Genomic DNA, 16,913 nt, shown 5'->3' with positions numbered 1-16,913 from the left:
TCGTGGGGGAGACCGGCCCGGCGGTGCTGGGGGTCGGCGGTGTCAAGGACCAACCTTCTCATCACTGGCGGTCCGATCCCGGCCATCCGGGCTGCTGCCGCGCGGTGTCTGCGCAGGACCGTCACCAGGGGTGCCGTCCGTCCCGCCGGTCCCGTCCGGTGCCGGGGCCCCGGCCGGATCCGCGGTGGACCGCCGCGCGGTGCCCTCCTCGGCACCGTCCGCCGCGGGCCGCGGAGCGCTCCCCGCCGCTCCGCCGTCGCCCGCCGCCGGGCCGTCGCCGACCGGCTGGTCGCCGTCCTCGTGCGGCTGCCCGCCACGGCGCTTGCGCTGGCGCACGAAGCGCAGCGCGGCCAGCAGCAGCAGCAGGCCGGCGCCCGCGAAGACGTACAGCACGCCGTTGGTCACCGAGGTGACCTCCACCTTGAACTTCTGCGGCTCGCCGTACGGCCTGGCGTCGGGGCCGGTGGTCCACAGCTGGGCGGTCATCGCCACCGGCCCGTTGTTGTGCGCCTCGGCGTTGAAGCGGAGGGTCACGCTCTGCGAGGCCGGGAGGACCAGCTCCTCCTCCTTGCTGACCCGCAGCCGGTTCGGCTGGGCCGAGGTGAGCACCAGCTTCAGGTTGGTGACCGTCTGGGTCAGGTCGTTGCGGACGCTGACCTGGAGCAGACCGGTGTTGCCGGCCAGGGTGACCACGTTCTTCTTCGGCACCTGGACGGCGTTGGTCAGCTCCTTCAGGTACCCGGTGACGCCGGCCCGGTAGGTGTTCCCGGCCTGCGGCCGGCTGCGCCACTCGGTGGACAGCGAGCGGACCATCGCGGCGCTGAACGGGCCGCGCACCCGCTGCGGCAGGGTGAGCACCCGCATCAGGGTGTCCAGGTCGTGCTGGATGTCGTCGGTGCGGCTCAGGTCGGCCGCCGGCAGCTCCGAGGCCCGGGACTGGGTCGGGTAGTCGGTGGGTGCCGGGACGGCGGTGTTGGCCTTCGGGTCGGCCGCGGACTGGGCCACCGCGTCCAGCTTGACCGAGGAGATCCACTTGCCGTCCGCCGTCTGCAGGGCGTTGGCCAGCGCCTTGGCGTTGGCGGCGCTCAGGTCGCGCGGCGGCATCACCAGCAGCCCGCGCTGGTTCTGCGGCTGCTCGTGGGTGATCGCGAAGGTCTCGGCGAGGAAGCGCTGGGTGGACCGGGTCTGCGCCTGCGGGCTGGTCAGGTCGTGCTCGAAGAGCGCGGAGACGGTCTCGTCGGCCACCACGGCGCTCTGCCCGTTGCCGATCGGGCGGACCGCGCTCGGGGTGTAGTTGAGCGAGTCCGGCTCCGGCATGCTCCCGCCGTTGACCAGCACCAGCCCGCTGCCCGACTGCTGGGCGAGGGCGGCGATCTGCTGGTCGAGGTGGCCCTGGTACGGCCAGGCGACGTCGGAGCGGGTGTCCACGGCGAGCCGGCCCTCGACGGTCAGCCGGCCGGCGGTGGCCGCCTTGCTCAGGGCGGTGGTCATCCCGGCCAGGTCGGAGCCGTTGTGCGCGATCGAGGCGAGGTCCGGGTCGGCGTACGGCAGGGCGACCACCTGGCTGCCCGGCTTGGCGACGGCGGCCCGCAGCTTGTCCAGCCAGGCGACGGCGGCCGGCGAGCCGCCCTGGACCTGGACGGTGTTGTCGTCCTTGGCCGACTTGCCCGACCCCTCGGTGCCCGGCTTCTGCACCCGGTAGGTCTTGGTCATCGCGAGCGCGGCGTCCAGCAGGTCCGGGTCGATCACCCAGGTCAGGCCGTTCAGCTTGGCGCCGGTGTCGACCAGCTCGAACAGCCGGCCGCCCGGGGCGAACTCGGTGGCCAGGCTGTCGTCGCGCAGCACCGACACCGGCTGGTCGTTGTCGCTGCCGGCCACGGTCTGGGCGGCCAGCACCGGCGGGTGCACCAGCGGCCAGACCGTGGCGACCTTGGTCGGCTGCGCCTCGGCGCCGCCCGGGTTGTACGGCAGGAAGGTCCGGGCGATGCCCAGGGCGCGGTCGCGCGGGTTGTCGGCGGTCCCGCCCCAGGCGTCCACCGCGAGCTCGTACGCGCCGCTGCTGGAGAGTCCGAGGTCGCTGACCGCGACGCTCAGGGTGTACGGCTGGCTCTGTCCCGGGTCCAGCTCCGGCAGGGCGTACTGCGGGCTGTCCAGCTCCACGCCGTCCTTGCTGTCCGGCGTGGAGCGGTCGGCCACGGCGGCCAGGTCGCTGCGCCGGTCCAGCGGCTTGCCGGAGTACGGCTTGCGGACGGCCGCGTGGGCGCCCTTGACCGCCGACTTGCCGGCGTTGGTGACCTGCCCGGTGATCGTCACGATGCCGTTCGGGGTGGCCACCTGCGGGCTCAGCGTGTCGATGGTCATCACCACCGGGTACTCGGCCGTGCCGGAGGAGTCGGCGGCCGGGCGGACGTTGCCGCCGGCCGGCAGCGCACCGGCCGGGGCGGCCGTGAGCAGGGTCAGGGCGGCCGCGCAGGCGGCGGCCAGGCGCAGGCCCGCACGGCGCGCCCGGCGGGCCGGATGGCGCCCCCCGGCGGGGCGTTCGGCCCGTCCAGGCTGTCGGTGCGCCCCCAGGCCCGAGTGCCGTGCCGGCTCGCTCACTCGCTTCGCCCTCGCCGTTCTCGATCGTTCGCTGCTGATGCTGTCCGTCCGGCGCGGTCCGCCCGACGCTCTTCGCTGACCCTCTCGGGACTCTTCGTCCGGCACCGTCGCCGCCGGAGTTCCGCGGGTGGCGGCGGCACGCGGCACCGCATCCCCTGTCCGGTGCCCGAGACCCGTCCACCGGCATGGTAACGATGCAGCCCGCGGTGCAGTGTTGCGGGCTGTGGGGTGAGACGCCCAGAACGCGCGGGCGGTTGACCTGTCGGGGCACGTACCCTTGTGAGCCGTGTCCACTGCCAATGAGCCCATCGCGCGTACCGACCGTTCCAGCACCGCCGTCCAGGCCGTCCCAGGTCTGAGCGAGGCCCAGACGCTCGGCCTCCAAGAGCTGCTGCGGGTGTCGCCGGTCGCCGACGAGATCGCCCGCCGGTTCGAGGCGGCCGGCCACCGGCTCGCGCTGGTCGGCGGCTCCGTCCGGGACGCGCTGCTCGGCCGGCTCGGCAACGACCTGGACTTCACCACCGACGCCCGCCCGCAGCAGGTGCTCAAGCTGGTCAAGGGCTGGGCCGACGCGGTCTGGGACGTCGGCATCGCCTTCGGCACGGTCGGCGCCCGCAAGGACACCCCCGAGGGCTCGTTCCTGATCGAGATCACCACCTACCGCTCCGAGGCGTACGACCGCACCTCGCGCAAGCCCGAGGTCAGCTACGGCGACACCATCGAGGAGGACCTGGTCCGCCGGGACTTCACGGTCAACGCGATGGCCGTCGACCTGCCCGGCCGCGGCTTCGTCGACCCGCACCACGGCCTGGACGACCTGGAGGCCCGGGTGCTGCGCACCCCCGCCACCCCCGAGGAGTCCTTCTCCGACGACCCGCTGCGGATGATGCGGGCCGCCCGCTTCGCCGCCCAGCTGGACTTCGACCCGGCGCCCGAGGTGGTCGCGGCGATGACCGCGATGGCCGAGCGGATCACCATCGTCTCCGCCGAGCGGATCCAGGCCGAGCTGAACAAGCTGCTGCTGGCCAAGCACCCGGTGAAGGGCCTCCGGCTGCTGGTCGACACCGGTCTGGGCGGGTACGTGCTGCCCGAACTGCCCGCGCTGCGGCTGGAGCGGGACGAGCACCACCGGCACAAGGACGTCTACGAGCACTCGCTGACCGTCCTGGAGCAGGCCATCGACCTGGAGCAGGACGGCCCGGACCTCACCCTGCGGCTGGCCGCGCTGCTGCACGACATCGGCAAGCCGCGCACCCGCCGCTTCGAGCCGGACGGCCGGGTCTCCTTCCACCACCACGAGGTGGTCGGCGCCAAGATGACCCGCAAGCGGATGCGCGACCTCAAGTACTCCAAGGAGCTCACCGAGGACGTCTCGCGCCTGGTCGAGCTGCACCTGCGCTTCCACGGCTACGGCGGCGGCGAGTGGACCGACTCCGCGGTGCGCCGCTACATCACCGACGCCGGGCCGCTGCTGGAGCGCCTGCACAAGCTGACCCGCTCCGACTGCACCACCCGCAACAAGAAGAAGGCGGCCGCGCTCTCCCGCACCTACGACGGTCTGGAGGCCCGGATCGGCGAGCTGAAGGCGCAGGAGGAGCTGGACGCCGTCCGCCCGGCGCTGGACGGCAACCAGATCATGGAGCTGCTCGGCCTCAAGCCCGGCCCGCAGGTCGGCAAGGCGTACAAGCACATGCTCGAACTGCGGCTGGAGCACGGCCCGATGGAGCACGACGAGGCGGTGGCGGCGCTGCGGGCCTGGTGGGCCGGGCAGCAGGACTGAGTCCCGCTCCGGAGCCGCGCAGCGGACTCCGGACACGACGCGAGGGGTGGCCCCGGCCGAGCGCCGGGGCCACCCCTCGTCCGTACCGGGCTACTTGATCTGCTTCAGGCAGAGCACGTAGTCCAGGGCCGGGAAGTTGGGGTGCTTGCTGGTGTACCAGCTGTCCGACTTCGGCTGCTTCTCGCAGGACTTCTCGTCGGAGGTGGCGACGTACTTGTAGACGATCTTGTACTGCGCCTTGGCGTCGGTGCAGGGCACCACGGTGATCTTCGGGTTGGTGTCCGTGGTCTCGCTGGTGCCGTTCGCGTTGCGCAGGCAGTCACCGGGGCCGGCCGAGTCCACCTTGGTGTCCGAGTCGGCCGGAGTGGTGACCGGCGGGAGCGTGAGCGTCGGCACCGGCAGCGTGAAGGTCGGCGAGGGGATGACCGGCGGCGTGTAGGTCGGCATCGGCAGCGGCGCGGGCGAGAAGGTCAGCCGGGTGGCGGACGGCGTCGGGTCGGCGAGCGGGTCGCCCTTCTTCGGGCCGAGCACCCCGGTGGCGGCCAGGGTCAGGGCGACCGCCAGCGAGACCGGCACCAGCAGCATCGCGATGTGCGGCCGGCTGGTCAGCGGGGCGCCCGGGTCGAGCTGCGGGCCGTGGCTGCCCGGGACGGGCGGCATCAGCCGCTTGAACCGGTTGTGCGGGACGAGGTTCAGCAGCAGCGTGATCGGGGTCAGCAGCCAGGACACCGGGCTCCACCAGCCCTGGACCAGCGTCCGGGCCGACATGTCGCGCACCGTCGCCGTGCCGCAGGTGCGGCAGAACGGGCCGGTCATCCGCAGCATCCGGTACATGATGATCATGCCCTGGTGGCCGCGGACGGTGGCGTCCACCGCCGGGTAGCCGCCGCAGAACCGGCAGGTGGTGCCGTCCGGCGGGGGCGGCGGGTACCCGTAGCCGTAACCGCCGGGCGCGGGCGGGGCGCCGTACGGCTGCTCGGGCGGCGGGGCGCTCGGGTAGCCGTACCCCGGGGGCGGCGGCGGGGGCGGGGCCCCGTAGGAGCCGCCGGAGGCGTACGGGTTGCCGTCACCCGGGGGCGGGCCGTACGGCATCTGGGGCGGAGGCGGAACGGACAAGGGGGTCCCCCGGGAAGGAGAGGCGGAAGAGGTCAGGACTTCTTCACCGGCGGGACGCCGGTGGTGGTGGGCGCCAGCGGGCCGAGGCAGAGCACGTACCGCTTCTTGTTCCAGCGGCGGCCGCTCTTGCCCGAGACCACGCTCGTGGTCTGCGGCGTCTGCTTGCAGCGGGTCGTGTCCGTGGTGCCCTCGAACTTCGCGAGCACGCGGTAATTCGCCTTGCTGTCAGTGCACTTGACGATGTCGATGTCGCGGGAGCCGCTCGCCCGCACACAGTCGCCGGGCTTGGCGCTGCTGACGCTCGGCCCGGCCACGAAGTAGCCCACCGCCAGCGCCACGCAGCCGCCGACCACCCCGACGATCCGTAGCTTGGACCGCAGGCCGCGCTTCTTGGCGGCCGGCGCGGGCGGCATCGCCGGGGCCGGCTGCGGCTGGCCGTACGGCCCGGGCGGCGGCTGCTGGCCGTACGGGCCGGGGGCCGGCTGGCCGTAGCCCGGCTGTCCGTACGGCTGCTGCCCGTAGGGCTGCTGCCCAGGGGGCTGCTGTCCGTAGCCGGGCGGTGGGCCGTAGCCGGGCGGGGCCTGCGGCGCGGGCTGACCGTAGGCCGGCGGCGGGCCGTACGGCGCGGCCGGCGGCGGGACGGGCGCCCCGTACGGCGGTGCCGCGGGCGGGCCCATGGGGGCCGGTCCGTACGGATTGGGTGGTGTGCTCATCAGTTCGTCCCCCGAGGAAGAGTTCTGTCGTTCCGACAGGTTGAGTACCTTAGCGAGTCGGTCGGACGCCCTCCGCCCCGAGCCCCCGAGGTCTCCCGGGCGGCCTGGTCACCGGGGGAGCGGGCTCCGGCGGGCGGCGCCCAGGTAGAGGACCGCCGTCAGGGCGTACACCCCGGCGACCCCGGTCACCACCGCGACCGAGCGGCCGGACAGCGGCAGGACCAGCGCCGTGACCAGCGCGGCGGCCACGAAGGCGACGTTGAACAGCACGTCGTAGATGGCGAACACCCGGCCGCGGTACTCGTCCTCGACCGACTCCTGCACCACCGTGTCGGCGCAGATCTTGGTGCCCTGGGTGACCACCCCGAGCAGCAGGGCGGCGACCAGGCAGGGCACCAGGGCGAAGCTCAGGCCCAGCGCCGGGACGAACACCACCGGGGCGGCCAGGCAGGCCGTCATCCACCCGGCCAGGCCCAGCCGGCGGGTGCACCAGGGGCTGACCAGCGCGGCGACGAAGAACCCGGCGGCGGACAGCCCGACCGCCTGGCCGAGGGTGACCAGCCCGGCCGCGCTGTCGGTCGGGTCGTTGAAGGTGTACCGGGCGAGCATCACCACGACCACGATCAGCACGCCGTAGCAGAACCGGGCCGCGGTGACGGCGGCCAGCGCGTGCACGGCCGGCCGGCAGTCCCGGACCAGGTGGCGCACCGCGGCGCCGAGTCCGACGGCGGCCCGGACCAGCGCCTGGCCGAGCCCGGGGCGGTCCTCGTGCTGGTCCGGGCCGAGCAGGTCGCGGTCCATCCGCCGGGCGGCCAGCGCGGCCGACAGGTAGAGCAGCGCGGCCACCGTGACCAGGGCGGCGTCGGCCCTCGGTCCGGGGGCCATCAGCTGGTGCAGCAGGAAGCCGATGCCCCCGCCCGAGGCGGCGGCGACCGTCCCGAGGGTGGGGGAGAGGGCGTTGGCGGTGACCAGCCGGTCCTGTTCCACCACCCGGGGCAGGGCGGCGGACAGGCCGGCCAGGATGAACCGGTTGAGCGCGGTGACCAGCAGGGCCGAGGCGAAGAACAGCCAGGTCGGCGCCTCCGCCAGCAGCAGCACCCCGGTGCCCAGGCCCAGCCCGAAGCGGGCCAGGTTGCCGAAGTAGAGCACCTGGCGGCGGCGCCAGCGGTCCAGCAGCACACCGGCGAACGGGCCGATCACCGAGAACGGCAGCAGCATCACGGCCAGCACCGAGGCGATGTCGGCCGGGGAGGACTGCTTCTCGGGGGAGAACACCACGTACGCGGCGAGCGAGACCTGGAAGACGCCGTCCGAGAGCTGGGACAGCACCCGGGCGGTCAGCAGCCGCCGGAAATCGCGGCCCCGCATCAGGTCGAGGAGCGTGGCGCGGTGCGCGGACTGGTGGGTGCTGCCGTTCTCGGTGATCGCCACCCGCCCAGGGTGCCACGGAACAGGCCGCCGTTTCACGTGAAACATCGGCTGCGGAGACGTGAAGGGCCCACGATCCGGAGACCGTGGGCCCTTCCTACGAGCCAGGAGCGGTCAGGCTCAGCGCTCGACCTCGCCGCGGATGAACTTCTCGACGTTCTCGCGGGCCTCGTCGTCGAAGTACTGCACCGGCGGGGACTTCATGAAGTACGAGGAGGCCGACAGGATCGGGCCACCGATGCCGCGGTCCTTGGCGATCTTCGCGGCGCGGACGGCGTCGATGATGACACCGGCGGAGTTCGGGGAGTCCCAGACCTCCAGCTTGTACTCCAGGTTCAGCGGGACGTCGCCGAAGGCCCTGCCCTCCAGGCGGACGTAGGCCCACTTGCGGTCGTCCAGCCAGGCCACGTAGTCCGAGGGGCCGATGTGGACGTTCTTGGCGCCCAGCTCGCGGTCGCGGATCTGCGAGGTGACGGCCTGGGTCTTGGAGATCTTCTTGGACTCCAGGCGCTCGCGCTCGAGCATGTTCTTGAAGTCCATGTTGCCGCCGACGTTCAGCTGCATGGTGCGCTCGAGGATGACACCGCGGTCCTCGAACAGCTTGGCCATCACGCGGTGCGTGATGGTCGCGCCGACCTGGGACTTGATGTCGTCACCGACGATCGGCACGCCGGCCTCGGTGAACTTGTCCGCCCACTCCTTGGTGCCCGCGATGAACACCGGTAGGGCGTTCACGAAGGCGACCTTGGCGTCGATGGCGCACTGGGCGTAGAACTTGGCCGCGTCCTCGGAACCGACGGGCAGGTAGCAGACCAGGACGTCGACCTGCTGGTCCTTGAGGACCTGGACGACGTCGACCGGGGCGTCGTCCGACTCCTCGATGGTCTCCAGGTAGTACTTGCCCAGGCCGTCGAGGGTGTGGCCGCGCTGGACGGTCACGCCGGTCGGCGGCACGTCGCAGATCTTGATGGTGTTGTTCTCGCTGTTGCCGATGGCGTCGGCCAGGTCGAAGCCGACCTTCTTGGCGTCGACGTCGAAGGCGGCGACGAACTCCACGTCACGGACGTGGTAGTCACCGAACTGGACGTGCATCAGGCCGGGGACCTTGCCGGCCGGGTCGGCGTCCTTGTAGTACTCGACACCCTGCACCAGCGACGCGGCGCAGTTGCCCACGCCCACGATGGCTACGCGAACCGAACCCATTCCGGTTGCTCCCTGTGATCTCATGAGGACCGCCGGGGTCGGCGGAACTCGTCCTGCTTCTTCGATGACTGCATGTGCGGGCGCGAGGCGCCCAATCCTGCCGCGCGGCACAGGGCTGGCGCGGTGTCAGCGCTCCTGGTCGGAGCGCCCCGGGCGGTCGTACGGTTGCCCGGACGGGTCCTGGGACCCGGTCTCCTGGCCACGGCCGTCCGAAGTCTTGCGGGGGCCGGCGGCGGTGTTGCCGCCGGCGTCGGGGCCGGTCCGCCCGGTGCGGTTGGACCGCTCGGTCTCGATCAGCTCGTTGAGCCAGCGGACCTCGCGCTCCACCGACTCCAGTCCGTGCCGCTGGAGTTCGACGGTGTAGTCGTCGAACCGCTCGCGGGCGCGGGCCAGCGAGTTGCGCATCCGCTCCAGCCGCTCCTCCAGCCGGCTGCGGCGGCCCTCCAGGACGCGCATCCGCACGGCCCGGTCGGTCTGGCCGAAGAAGGCGAAGTGCACGCCGAAGTGCTCGTCCTCCCAGGCGTCCGGGCCGGAGTCGGCGAGCAGCTCCTCGAAGCGCTGCTTCCCCTCGGCGGATAGCCGGTAGACGATCTTGGACCGCTTGCCGTTGAGCGCGGTGGCCGGGACGTACTCGACGTCCGGGTTGTCCTCGACCAGGAAACCCTGGGCGACCAGGCTCTTCAGGCAGGGGTAGAGCGTCCCGTAGGACAGCGCCCGGAACGTTCCGAGCAGGATGTTCAGCCGCTTGCGCAGCTCGTAACCGTGCATCGGGGCGTCATGGAGCAGTCCGAGGACGGCGAACTCCAGCACTCCTGAGCGTCTGCCCACTGCCGTCGTCCTCCTCCCGCTCGGTGTCCGACCGGCCGCTGCATCCGGCGGTATGCCGCTTCGATGTATCGGCTCGATATATCGAGAACAGTAAACCCGAACCCCGGAACGGGCAAGGGGGGCACGCGTGAATGTGATCACAAGCCGACGCGCGGGCGGGGTTGGCAACGGGCGTGTAATGATCTGTCGCCGTTTTGTGGGCATTGGGAACTGATGTCCGATTAGTTGTATTTCCGTGCTGCGTACGCTGTCGCGTGTGCACGAGGACCACCTCCGATCAGGGCGGTTTGCGGGCATCGGACGTGAACCCTGCCTTCAGGCTGGAAACGCCTGGCGAGGAGTGGCTGGAAGATGAGCGAGCGACGGCGAAGGACGCCCAACCCGGGCGGTGAGGGGCAGCAGCCCCCGGGAGGCGGCGGCCGTCGGGGCGACGGGCCGGGGCCCGACGAGCTGCGCTCGGAAGGCGTCGGCCGGCGCCGCCCGCAGGGGATGAGGGAGACCGCGCAACAGCCCCGGATGACCCGTGCGGAGATGCGCAAGGCCGCCCAGAAGAAGGGCAAGGGGGGCGGTCGGCGCGGTGCCGCCACGGCCTCCGCCGCCGCGGCCGCCGGCCCCGGCAAGAAGCGCTTCATCGACTACCCGCGGTTCGGCAAGACCGGCGTGCGGCGCTGGCTGCCGTCCTGGCGGCAGTGGCTGAGCGGCTTCCTGCTGGTCTTCGGCACCTTCGTGGGCCTGGTGTTCTACCTGTACCAGACCACCAAGGTCCCCGAGCTGAACGACCTGGTGAACAACCAGAACACGATCTACTACTGGGCCGACAACACGGAGATGACCCGCAAGGGCCAGACCAACCGGCAGATCGTCGAGCTCAAGGACATCAGTCCCAACCTCCAGAACGCCGTCATCGCCGCGGAGAACAAGACCTTCAAGACCGACAGCGGCATCGACCCCAAGGGCATGCTCCGCGCCGTCTACAACATGGCGAAGGGAGGTGAGACCCAGGGCGCCTCGACCATCACCCAGCAGTACGTGAAGAACGCCTACCTGAGCCAGGAGCAGACCCTCAGCCGCAAGGTGAAGGAGTTCTTCATCACGCTGAAGATCAACCAGGACAAGGACAAGAACGAGATCCTGACGGGCTACCTGAACACCAGCTGGTTCGGTCGCGGCGCGAACGGCGCCCAGGCGGCCGCCCAGGCGTACTACGGGGTGGACGCCAAGGACCTGAACGTCTGCCAGAGCGCCATGCTGGCCGGCCTGCTCAAGGGCGCGACGTACTACGACCCCACCAACCCGAACAACAAGGAACGGGCCCAGGGCCGGTGGAACTGGATCCTGGACCAGATGGTGGACACCAAGGCCATCACCCCGGAGGAGCGCGCCAAGTGCACCGCCTTCCCGGACCCGATCCCGCAGAAGCCCAGCTCCAACATGAACGGTGAGATCAGCTACCTGGTCGACACCGCCAACAAGTACGTGATGGCCACCGACAAGACGATCACCCAGCAGATGATCGACCGGGGCGGCCTGAAGATCTACACCACCTTCGAGAAGGACAAGGTCGACGCCCTGAAGAAGGCCGTCGACGACGTCAAGGCGGAGAACCTCAACCCGCAGAAGCGGCCGGACAACGACACCAACATCCAGTTCGGCTCCGCCAGCATCCGCCCCGGCGACGGCGCCATCGTCGCCCTCTACGGCGGTGACGGCGTGGAGAACGGCCACTTCGACAACAACGCCGACGCCACCGGCGTCCAGGTCGGCTCGACCTTCAAGCCCTTCGTGCTGGCCACCGCGATGCAGGTCGGCGTGCAGACCGCGAAGGACGACAAGGGCAAGCCGAAGCGGATCAACGCCGACAGCCGCTACCTGGCCGACGACATGTCCGAGATCCGCAAGCCGGACGGCTCGCTGGTGATCGGCGACGACGGCAAGCCGTACCGGCAGAAGAACGAGGACTCCGGCAAGCGCGGCTACGTCTCGCTGCGGCAGTCCATGCAGTACTCGTACAACGTGCCCTTCGTCCAGCTCAACCAGGACGTCGGCGGCCAGAACGTGGCCGACATCGCGGTGCAGATGGGGGTCAAGAAGGAGAGCCTCGCCGACCCGAAGACGGCGACCTTCCCGCTCGGCACCTCCACCATCAGCCCGATCCGGATGGCCACCGCCTACGGCACCCTGGCGGCCAGCGGCAAGGAGGCCGAGCCGTACTCGGTCACCAAGGTCGAGGTGAGCGGCGTGGAGCGCCCGGGCTTCGGCAAGAAGGAGGCCAAGGTCGCGCTGGAGCCGGCCGTCGCCGACAACGTCACCGACGTGCTGGTGAACGTGGCGGTGAACGGTACCGGTAAGAAGACGAAGGACCTGGGCCGCCCGGTGGCCGGCAAGACCGGTACCACCGACCAGAACAAGTCGGCCTGGTGGGTCGGCTACACCCCGCAGCTGGTGACCAGCGTCGCGATGTGGCGCGAGGACCCGGCCAAGCACGAGCGGCAGTCGCTCAACGGCACCGGCGGCAAGGAGTCCATCCACGGTGGTGACATCCCGACCGACGTCTTCACCCGGTACATGAGGGCCGCGCTGGCCAACGAGAAGAAGATGGACTTCCCGACCCCGCAGCCGGTCGGCACCGAGGTGGACTCCTCCGGTGCGCCGTCCACGGCCAGCCCGACGGCGGTCCCGACCGCGACCGACACCCCGACGGCCCCGGCGCAGACCCAGTCGCAGGCGCCGCAGCCGCCGGTGCAGCCGCAGCCCACCCAGACCTGCGTGCCCGGTGTGGACTGCCCCGGCGACCAGCCGACCAACACGCCGACCAGGAACCCGCGCCCGACCAACAGCTGCCTGCTGTTCAACTGCCCGACGCAGCCGCCGGGGCCGACGGACAGCGCGTCACCCGGCGGTGGCGGCAAGCCGGGCGGTGGCGGCAAGCCGTCGCCGACCAGCACCGGCGGTCTGCAGGGCGGGTCGACCACGCCGTAGCCCGGCGCCGACGGAACCACGAACGGCGGTGGCGGTCCTCCGAGGAGGGCCGCCACCGCCGTTCCCGTCCGGGGGCCGTCACCCGCCGTCCCCTCCGGAGGCCGTCGACCCCGTTCCCGTCCGGCGCACCGCGGCCCCGGCGCGGCCGTTCCGGGACGGCCGTTTCGTCACGATTGGCGGGCCCGGCCGCCGTGCGGGGGCGCGGACCGTTGCGGGGTCCTCCTCGTCCCGACGGGACCGGTGCGGCAGGATGTCCGGCATGACGTCGAGCGATCGTGACGAAACCGCCGGCCCGGTCGGGTCCGGCGCCGCCGCAGGGCCCCTCCCGGCAGCCGTCGCCACGGCCGCGCCGCCGGCCAACACCGTGGTCGTCCCGGCCGACGAGGACCCGGTGGCGGCGGCCGGCAGCGAGGTGATCGGCGGGCCGCCGGGCCGCCGGGCGCTGCTCGGCGTCTCCTGGTGGATCCCGGCGCGCTTCCTGGCGCTCGCGGTGATCGTGGTGTCGGTGCTCGGCATGGTGCAGAAGCTGCCCTGCTACGAGCAGGCCTGGTTCCAGCCGGGCTCGCCGCAGTACATCCACGCCTGCTACAGCGACGTCCCGCACCTGTTCTCCGGACGCGGCTTCGCGGCCGGGCTGCACCCGTACGTGGACCGCATCCCGGGCTCCTCGGGGGACCTCCAGTACCTGGAGTACCCGGTGCTGACCGGCCTGTTCATGCAGGTCGCGGCCTGGCTGACGCCCGGCGGCGGGGACCAGCAGAGCCAGGAGCAGTGGTTCTGGGCGATCAACGCCGGGATGCTGATGGCCTGCGCGGTGGTCGCCGTGGTGGCGCTCTCGCGCACCCACCGGCGCCGCCCGTGGGACGCGCTGCTGTTCGCGCTCGCCCCCGTCCTGCTGCTCAACGGCACCGTCAACTGGGACCTGCTCGCGGTCGCCCTGGCCGCCGTGGCGATGGCCTGGTGGTCCGGCGCCCGGCCCGGCTGGGCCGGTGTCTTCATCGGTCTGGCCACCGCGGCCAAGCTCTATCCGCTGCTGCTGATCGGCCCGCTGCTGGTGCTCTGCTGGCGGGCCGGCAGGTGGCGCGACTTCCGGGTGATGCTGGGCGGCGCGGTCGGCTCCTGGCTGCTGGTCAACCTGCCGATCATGCTGGCCAACTGGCGGGGCTGGTCGACCTTCTACGTGTTCAGCAAGCACCGCGGCGAGGACTACGGCTCGTTCTGGCTGATCCTGATGCAGCGCCGCGGCGCCGGGCTGGCCGACCTCGACGTCTACATCGGCGTGCTGATGGTGCTGGGCTGCCTGGCCGTGGCGTGGCTCGGCCTCTCGGCCCCGCGCCGGCCGCGCTTCGCCCAGCTGGCCTTCCTGGTCGTCGCGCTGTTCGTACTGGTCAACAAGGTGTACTCGCCGCAGTACGCGCTCTGGCTGCTGCCGCTCGCGGTGCTGGCCCGGCCGCGCTGGCGGGACTTCCTGATCTGGCAGGCCTGCGAGGTGCTCTACACCCTGGGCATCTGGTCCCACCTGGGCCTGGTCACCGGCTCCAAGCAGCACGGGCTCGGCGAGGGCTGGTACCACTTCGCGATCGGGCTGCACCTGCTGGGCACGCTCTACCTGGTCGCCCTGGTGGTCCGCGACGTCCTCCACCCGGACCGTGACCCGGTCCGCTGGGACGGCAGCGACGACCCCTCCGGCGGGGTGCTGGACCACGCCCCGGACGTGTTCGTGCTGGGCACCGCCCGCAGGCTGCGCGAGGAGGAGAGCTACGCCGCGTACGCGCCGGCCGGCCCCGAGCAGTGGCTGGGCGAACCCGAACTGCTGGAGCCGGCCGAGAAGCCGTAGCGAGCGAGCGCCGAGAAGGCCTGGCTCAGCGGTCCACCACGCGGTCGAAGTGCGTGGTGGTGTGCCGGACCTGGAGACCGAGCTCCTCGCCGATCGCCGGGGGCTTGGTCTCCCCGTCCAGGAACAGCAGCGAGACCTGCATGTGCGGCGGCTCGGCGAACCACAGCTGCTTGCCGGCCCAGTGGAACGGCGACTTGGTCTTGTTGACGGTCGCCAGGCCGGCCCGGGCGATGCCCTTGGCCCGCGCCCCCATGCTCGCCACGTACTTGGGCGCCTCCAGGCCGATGCCGTGCGCGGTGCCGCCGGCGACCACCAGGATGTGGCCGTCGGAGGGCGCCGGGTGCTGGCGGTAGCCGTAGCGGTCGCCCTTCTGCAGCGGGGTGACGTCCAGGACGGTGGCCCGGACCTCCAGCGCGGCGTGGTCGCCCAGCCAGAGCCGGGTGCCGATCCGGGCCCGGAAGACCGTCTGCGGGTAGCGCTGGGCCAGCTGGACCATCCCGGCCGCGCCGAGGTGGCTGACGAACACGGTGTGCACCGGGATGCCGGCGGCCTGGGCGGTGTCCACCCAGTACGCGACCTCCTCGACCGGGCTGGAGCCGTCCGGCCGGTCCATCGGCAGGTGCAGCGCCAGGCCCTCGAAGCTGACGCCCTCCAGCTCGGCGGCGGCGGTGCGCAGGTCCGCCGCGCTCACGCCGTGCCGGCGCATGGTGGTCATGCACTCCAGCACCACCCGGGTGCCGTGCAGCGCGCGCAGCGCGTCCACGCCGGCCACCGTCCGGATCACCCGGGCGTGCGGCAGCGGGAGCACCTCCTCGCCGACCCGGTAGGGGGTGAGCACCAGCAGCTCCCCGCCGTACCACTCGGCGGCGTCGGCCGCCTCGTACGCGGTACCGACGGCGAGCACCCCGGTGCCCAGCAGCGTCGCCTCCTCGGCCAGCCGGTGGTTGCCCAGGCCGTAGCCGTTCCCCTTGGCGACCGGCACCAGGCCGGGGAACTCGGCGAGGACGGAGCGCTGGTGGGTGCGCCAGCGTTCGGTGTCGAGGTAGAGCGACAGCGTCATCGGGGCAGCCTCCTCAGCGGCGGGACATGTAGAGGTCGAGGGCCTTGTGCAGCAGCTTGTTGAGCGGGAAGTCCCACTCGCCGAGGTACTCGGCGGCCTGGCCCCCGGTGCCGACCTTGAACTGGATCAGACCGAACAGGTGGTCGTCCTCGTCCAGGGTGTCACTGATGCCGCGCAGGTCGTACACCCCGCCGCCGAGGGCGTAGGAGTCGCGCATCATCCGCCACTGGATGGCGTTGGACGGCTTGACCTCGCGCTTGTGGTTGGCCGAGGCGCCGTAGGAGTACCAGACGTGCTCGCCGACCACCAGCATCGTGGTGGCGGCCAGCGGCTCGCCCTCGTGGTACGCGATGTAGAGCCGCATGCGGTTCGGGTCCTCGGCGACGAGGGCCTTCCACATCCGCTGGAAGTAGGCCAGCGGGCGCGGGGTGAACTTGTCGCGCTCGGCGGTGACCAGGTAGAGCTGGTGGAAGATCGGCAGGTCGTCGTAGCCGCCCTGGACCACCTCGACGCCGCTCTTCTCGGCCTTCTTGATGTTGCGGCGCCAGAGCTGGTTGAAGCCCTTCTGGATGTCGTCCAGCGAGCGGTTGGCCAGCGGCACCTGGAAGACGTAGCGGGGCTGGACGTCACCGAAGCCGGCGCCGCCGTCCTCGCCCTGGAGCCAGCCGGCCTTGCGCAGCCGGTCGGCCACCTCGAAGGCGCGGGCCTCGTACCAGTCGGCCTCGACGTCGCGCAGCCGCTTGGCCTGCTTGGCGGCGATGGCCTCCTTGATGGTGGGGGCGTTCCAGCGGCGGATGACCACCGGCGGGCCCATCTTCACCGAGAACGCGCCCTGCGACTTGAGGTGCGCCAGCATCGGGGAGAGCCAGCGGTCGAGGTCGCGGTCGAACCAGTCGATGACCGGGCCCTCGGGCAGGTAGGCGAGGTAGCGCTTGAGCTTGGGCAGCTGGCGGTAGAGGACCAGGCCGGCGCCGACGAGCTGGTTGGCGTCGTCGAACCAGCCGATCGACTCGGACCGCCACTCGGCCTTCACGTCACCCCACGACGGCACCTGCATGTGGCTGGCCGAGGCGCGGCTCCTGATGAAGGCGAGGTGCTCCTCGCGGGTGATCGTCCTCAGGCGCAGGCTCATTGCTCGGTGCTCCTCGTCGGTCGGGCTGCGGTGGCCCCAGGTTCTCGGGCTGACCCTATCGTCCGGGGCCCGGGCGCCCGTCGCGGCGGGCACGGCGGCGCCCCCGTCGGGTACCTGTCTCCTCCTGCAGATACGCGACGGGGGCGGTGAGGGTTCCGGGCGGGCCCTGTGGGCTCGGTCCCAGCGGGCGGACGGGGGCTCGGTAGGGGCGGTCGGGGGGACGGCGCGGGGCGGTCCGG

General features: G+C 71.9%; 11 protein-coding genes. 3 read left to right on the top strand and 8 right to left on the bottom strand.

Annotated features, from left to right (window positions below; all coding sequences use genetic code 11):
* Positions 1-42: 42 nt before the first annotated feature.
* Positions 43-2,598, bottom strand: a complete 2,556-nt coding sequence (locus ACZ7RU_RS17040; protein ID WP_470341736.1) for a DUF6049 family protein — start codon at positions 2,596-2,598, stop codon at positions 43-45.
* Between the two features lie 355 nt (positions 2,599-2,953).
* Between ACZ7RU_RS17040 and ACZ7RU_RS17035 the strand changes: the two genes are divergently transcribed.
* Positions 2,954-4,378, top strand: a complete 1,425-nt coding sequence (locus ACZ7RU_RS17035; protein ID WP_470341872.1) for a CCA tRNA nucleotidyltransferase — start codon at positions 2,954-2,956, stop codon at positions 4,376-4,378.
* Positions 4,379-4,468: 90 nt separating this feature from the next.
* On the opposite strand, the gene ACZ7RU_RS17030 is transcribed toward ACZ7RU_RS17035, so the two are convergent.
* From ACZ7RU_RS17030 to ACZ7RU_RS17010, 5 genes are all read right to left on the bottom strand, one after another.
* Positions 4,469-5,494, bottom strand: a complete 1,026-nt coding sequence (locus ACZ7RU_RS17030; protein ID WP_470341735.1) for an LppU/SCO3897 family protein — start codon at positions 5,492-5,494, stop codon at positions 4,469-4,471.
* A 32-nt stretch (positions 5,495-5,526) separates the two neighbouring features.
* Complete coding sequence (locus tag ACZ7RU_RS17025) at positions 5,527-6,207, bottom strand: LppU/SCO3897 family protein (protein ID WP_470341734.1); 681 nt, start codon at positions 6,205-6,207, stop codon at positions 5,527-5,529.
* 108 nt (positions 6,208-6,315) lie between these two features.
* Positions 6,316-7,575, bottom strand: coding sequence for an MFS transporter (locus ACZ7RU_RS17020; RefSeq protein ID WP_470341871.1), 1,260 nt, complete (start codon positions 7,573-7,575; stop codon positions 6,316-6,318).
* A 180-nt stretch (positions 7,576-7,755) separates the two neighbouring features.
* Positions 7,756-8,838 (bottom strand): inositol-3-phosphate synthase, encoded by a 1,083-nt coding sequence (locus ACZ7RU_RS17015; protein WP_470341733.1) that lies wholly within the window; start codon positions 8,836-8,838, stop codon positions 7,756-7,758.
* A gap of 126 nt (positions 8,839-8,964) precedes the next feature.
* Positions 8,965-9,666, bottom strand: a complete 702-nt coding sequence (locus tag ACZ7RU_RS17010) for a PadR family transcriptional regulator (protein WP_470341732.1) — start codon at positions 9,664-9,666, stop codon at positions 8,965-8,967.
* Positions 9,667-10,017: 351 nt separating this feature from the next.
* Between ACZ7RU_RS17010 and ACZ7RU_RS17005 the strand changes: the two genes are divergently transcribed.
* Entirely contained in the window at positions 10,018-12,645 is a 2,628-nt protein-coding gene (locus ACZ7RU_RS17005; RefSeq protein WP_470341731.1) for a transglycosylase domain-containing protein, read from the top strand.
* Between the two features lie 259 nt (positions 12,646-12,904).
* Positions 12,905-14,482, top strand: a complete 1,578-nt coding sequence (locus tag ACZ7RU_RS17000) for a glycosyltransferase family 87 protein (RefSeq protein WP_470341730.1) — start codon at positions 12,905-12,907, stop codon at positions 14,480-14,482.
* 25 nt (positions 14,483-14,507) lie between these two features.
* Here the strand turns inward: ACZ7RU_RS17000 and ACZ7RU_RS16995 are convergent, their stop codons facing one another.
* Together ACZ7RU_RS16995 and ACZ7RU_RS16990 are read right to left on the bottom strand one after the other, a co-directional pair.
* On the bottom strand, positions 14,508-15,542 hold the full coding sequence (locus tag ACZ7RU_RS16995) for an alanine racemase (protein WP_470341729.1): 1,035 nt from the start codon (positions 15,540-15,542) through the stop codon (positions 14,508-14,510).
* Between the two features lie 13 nt (positions 15,543-15,555).
* The gene (locus ACZ7RU_RS16990) at positions 15,556-16,674 is read right to left on the bottom strand and encodes a lipid II:glycine glycyltransferase FemX (protein ID WP_470341728.1); all 1,119 of its coding nucleotides are present in this window, start codon (positions 16,672-16,674) and stop codon (positions 15,556-15,558) included.
* Positions 16,675-16,913 lie beyond the last annotated feature (239 nt).

The organism is Kitasatospora sp. NPDC114501 (assembly GCF_055633695.1).
The sequence above is the reverse complement of the archived record's forward strand: the minus strand, read 5'-3'. Positions and strand labels throughout refer to the sequence as shown.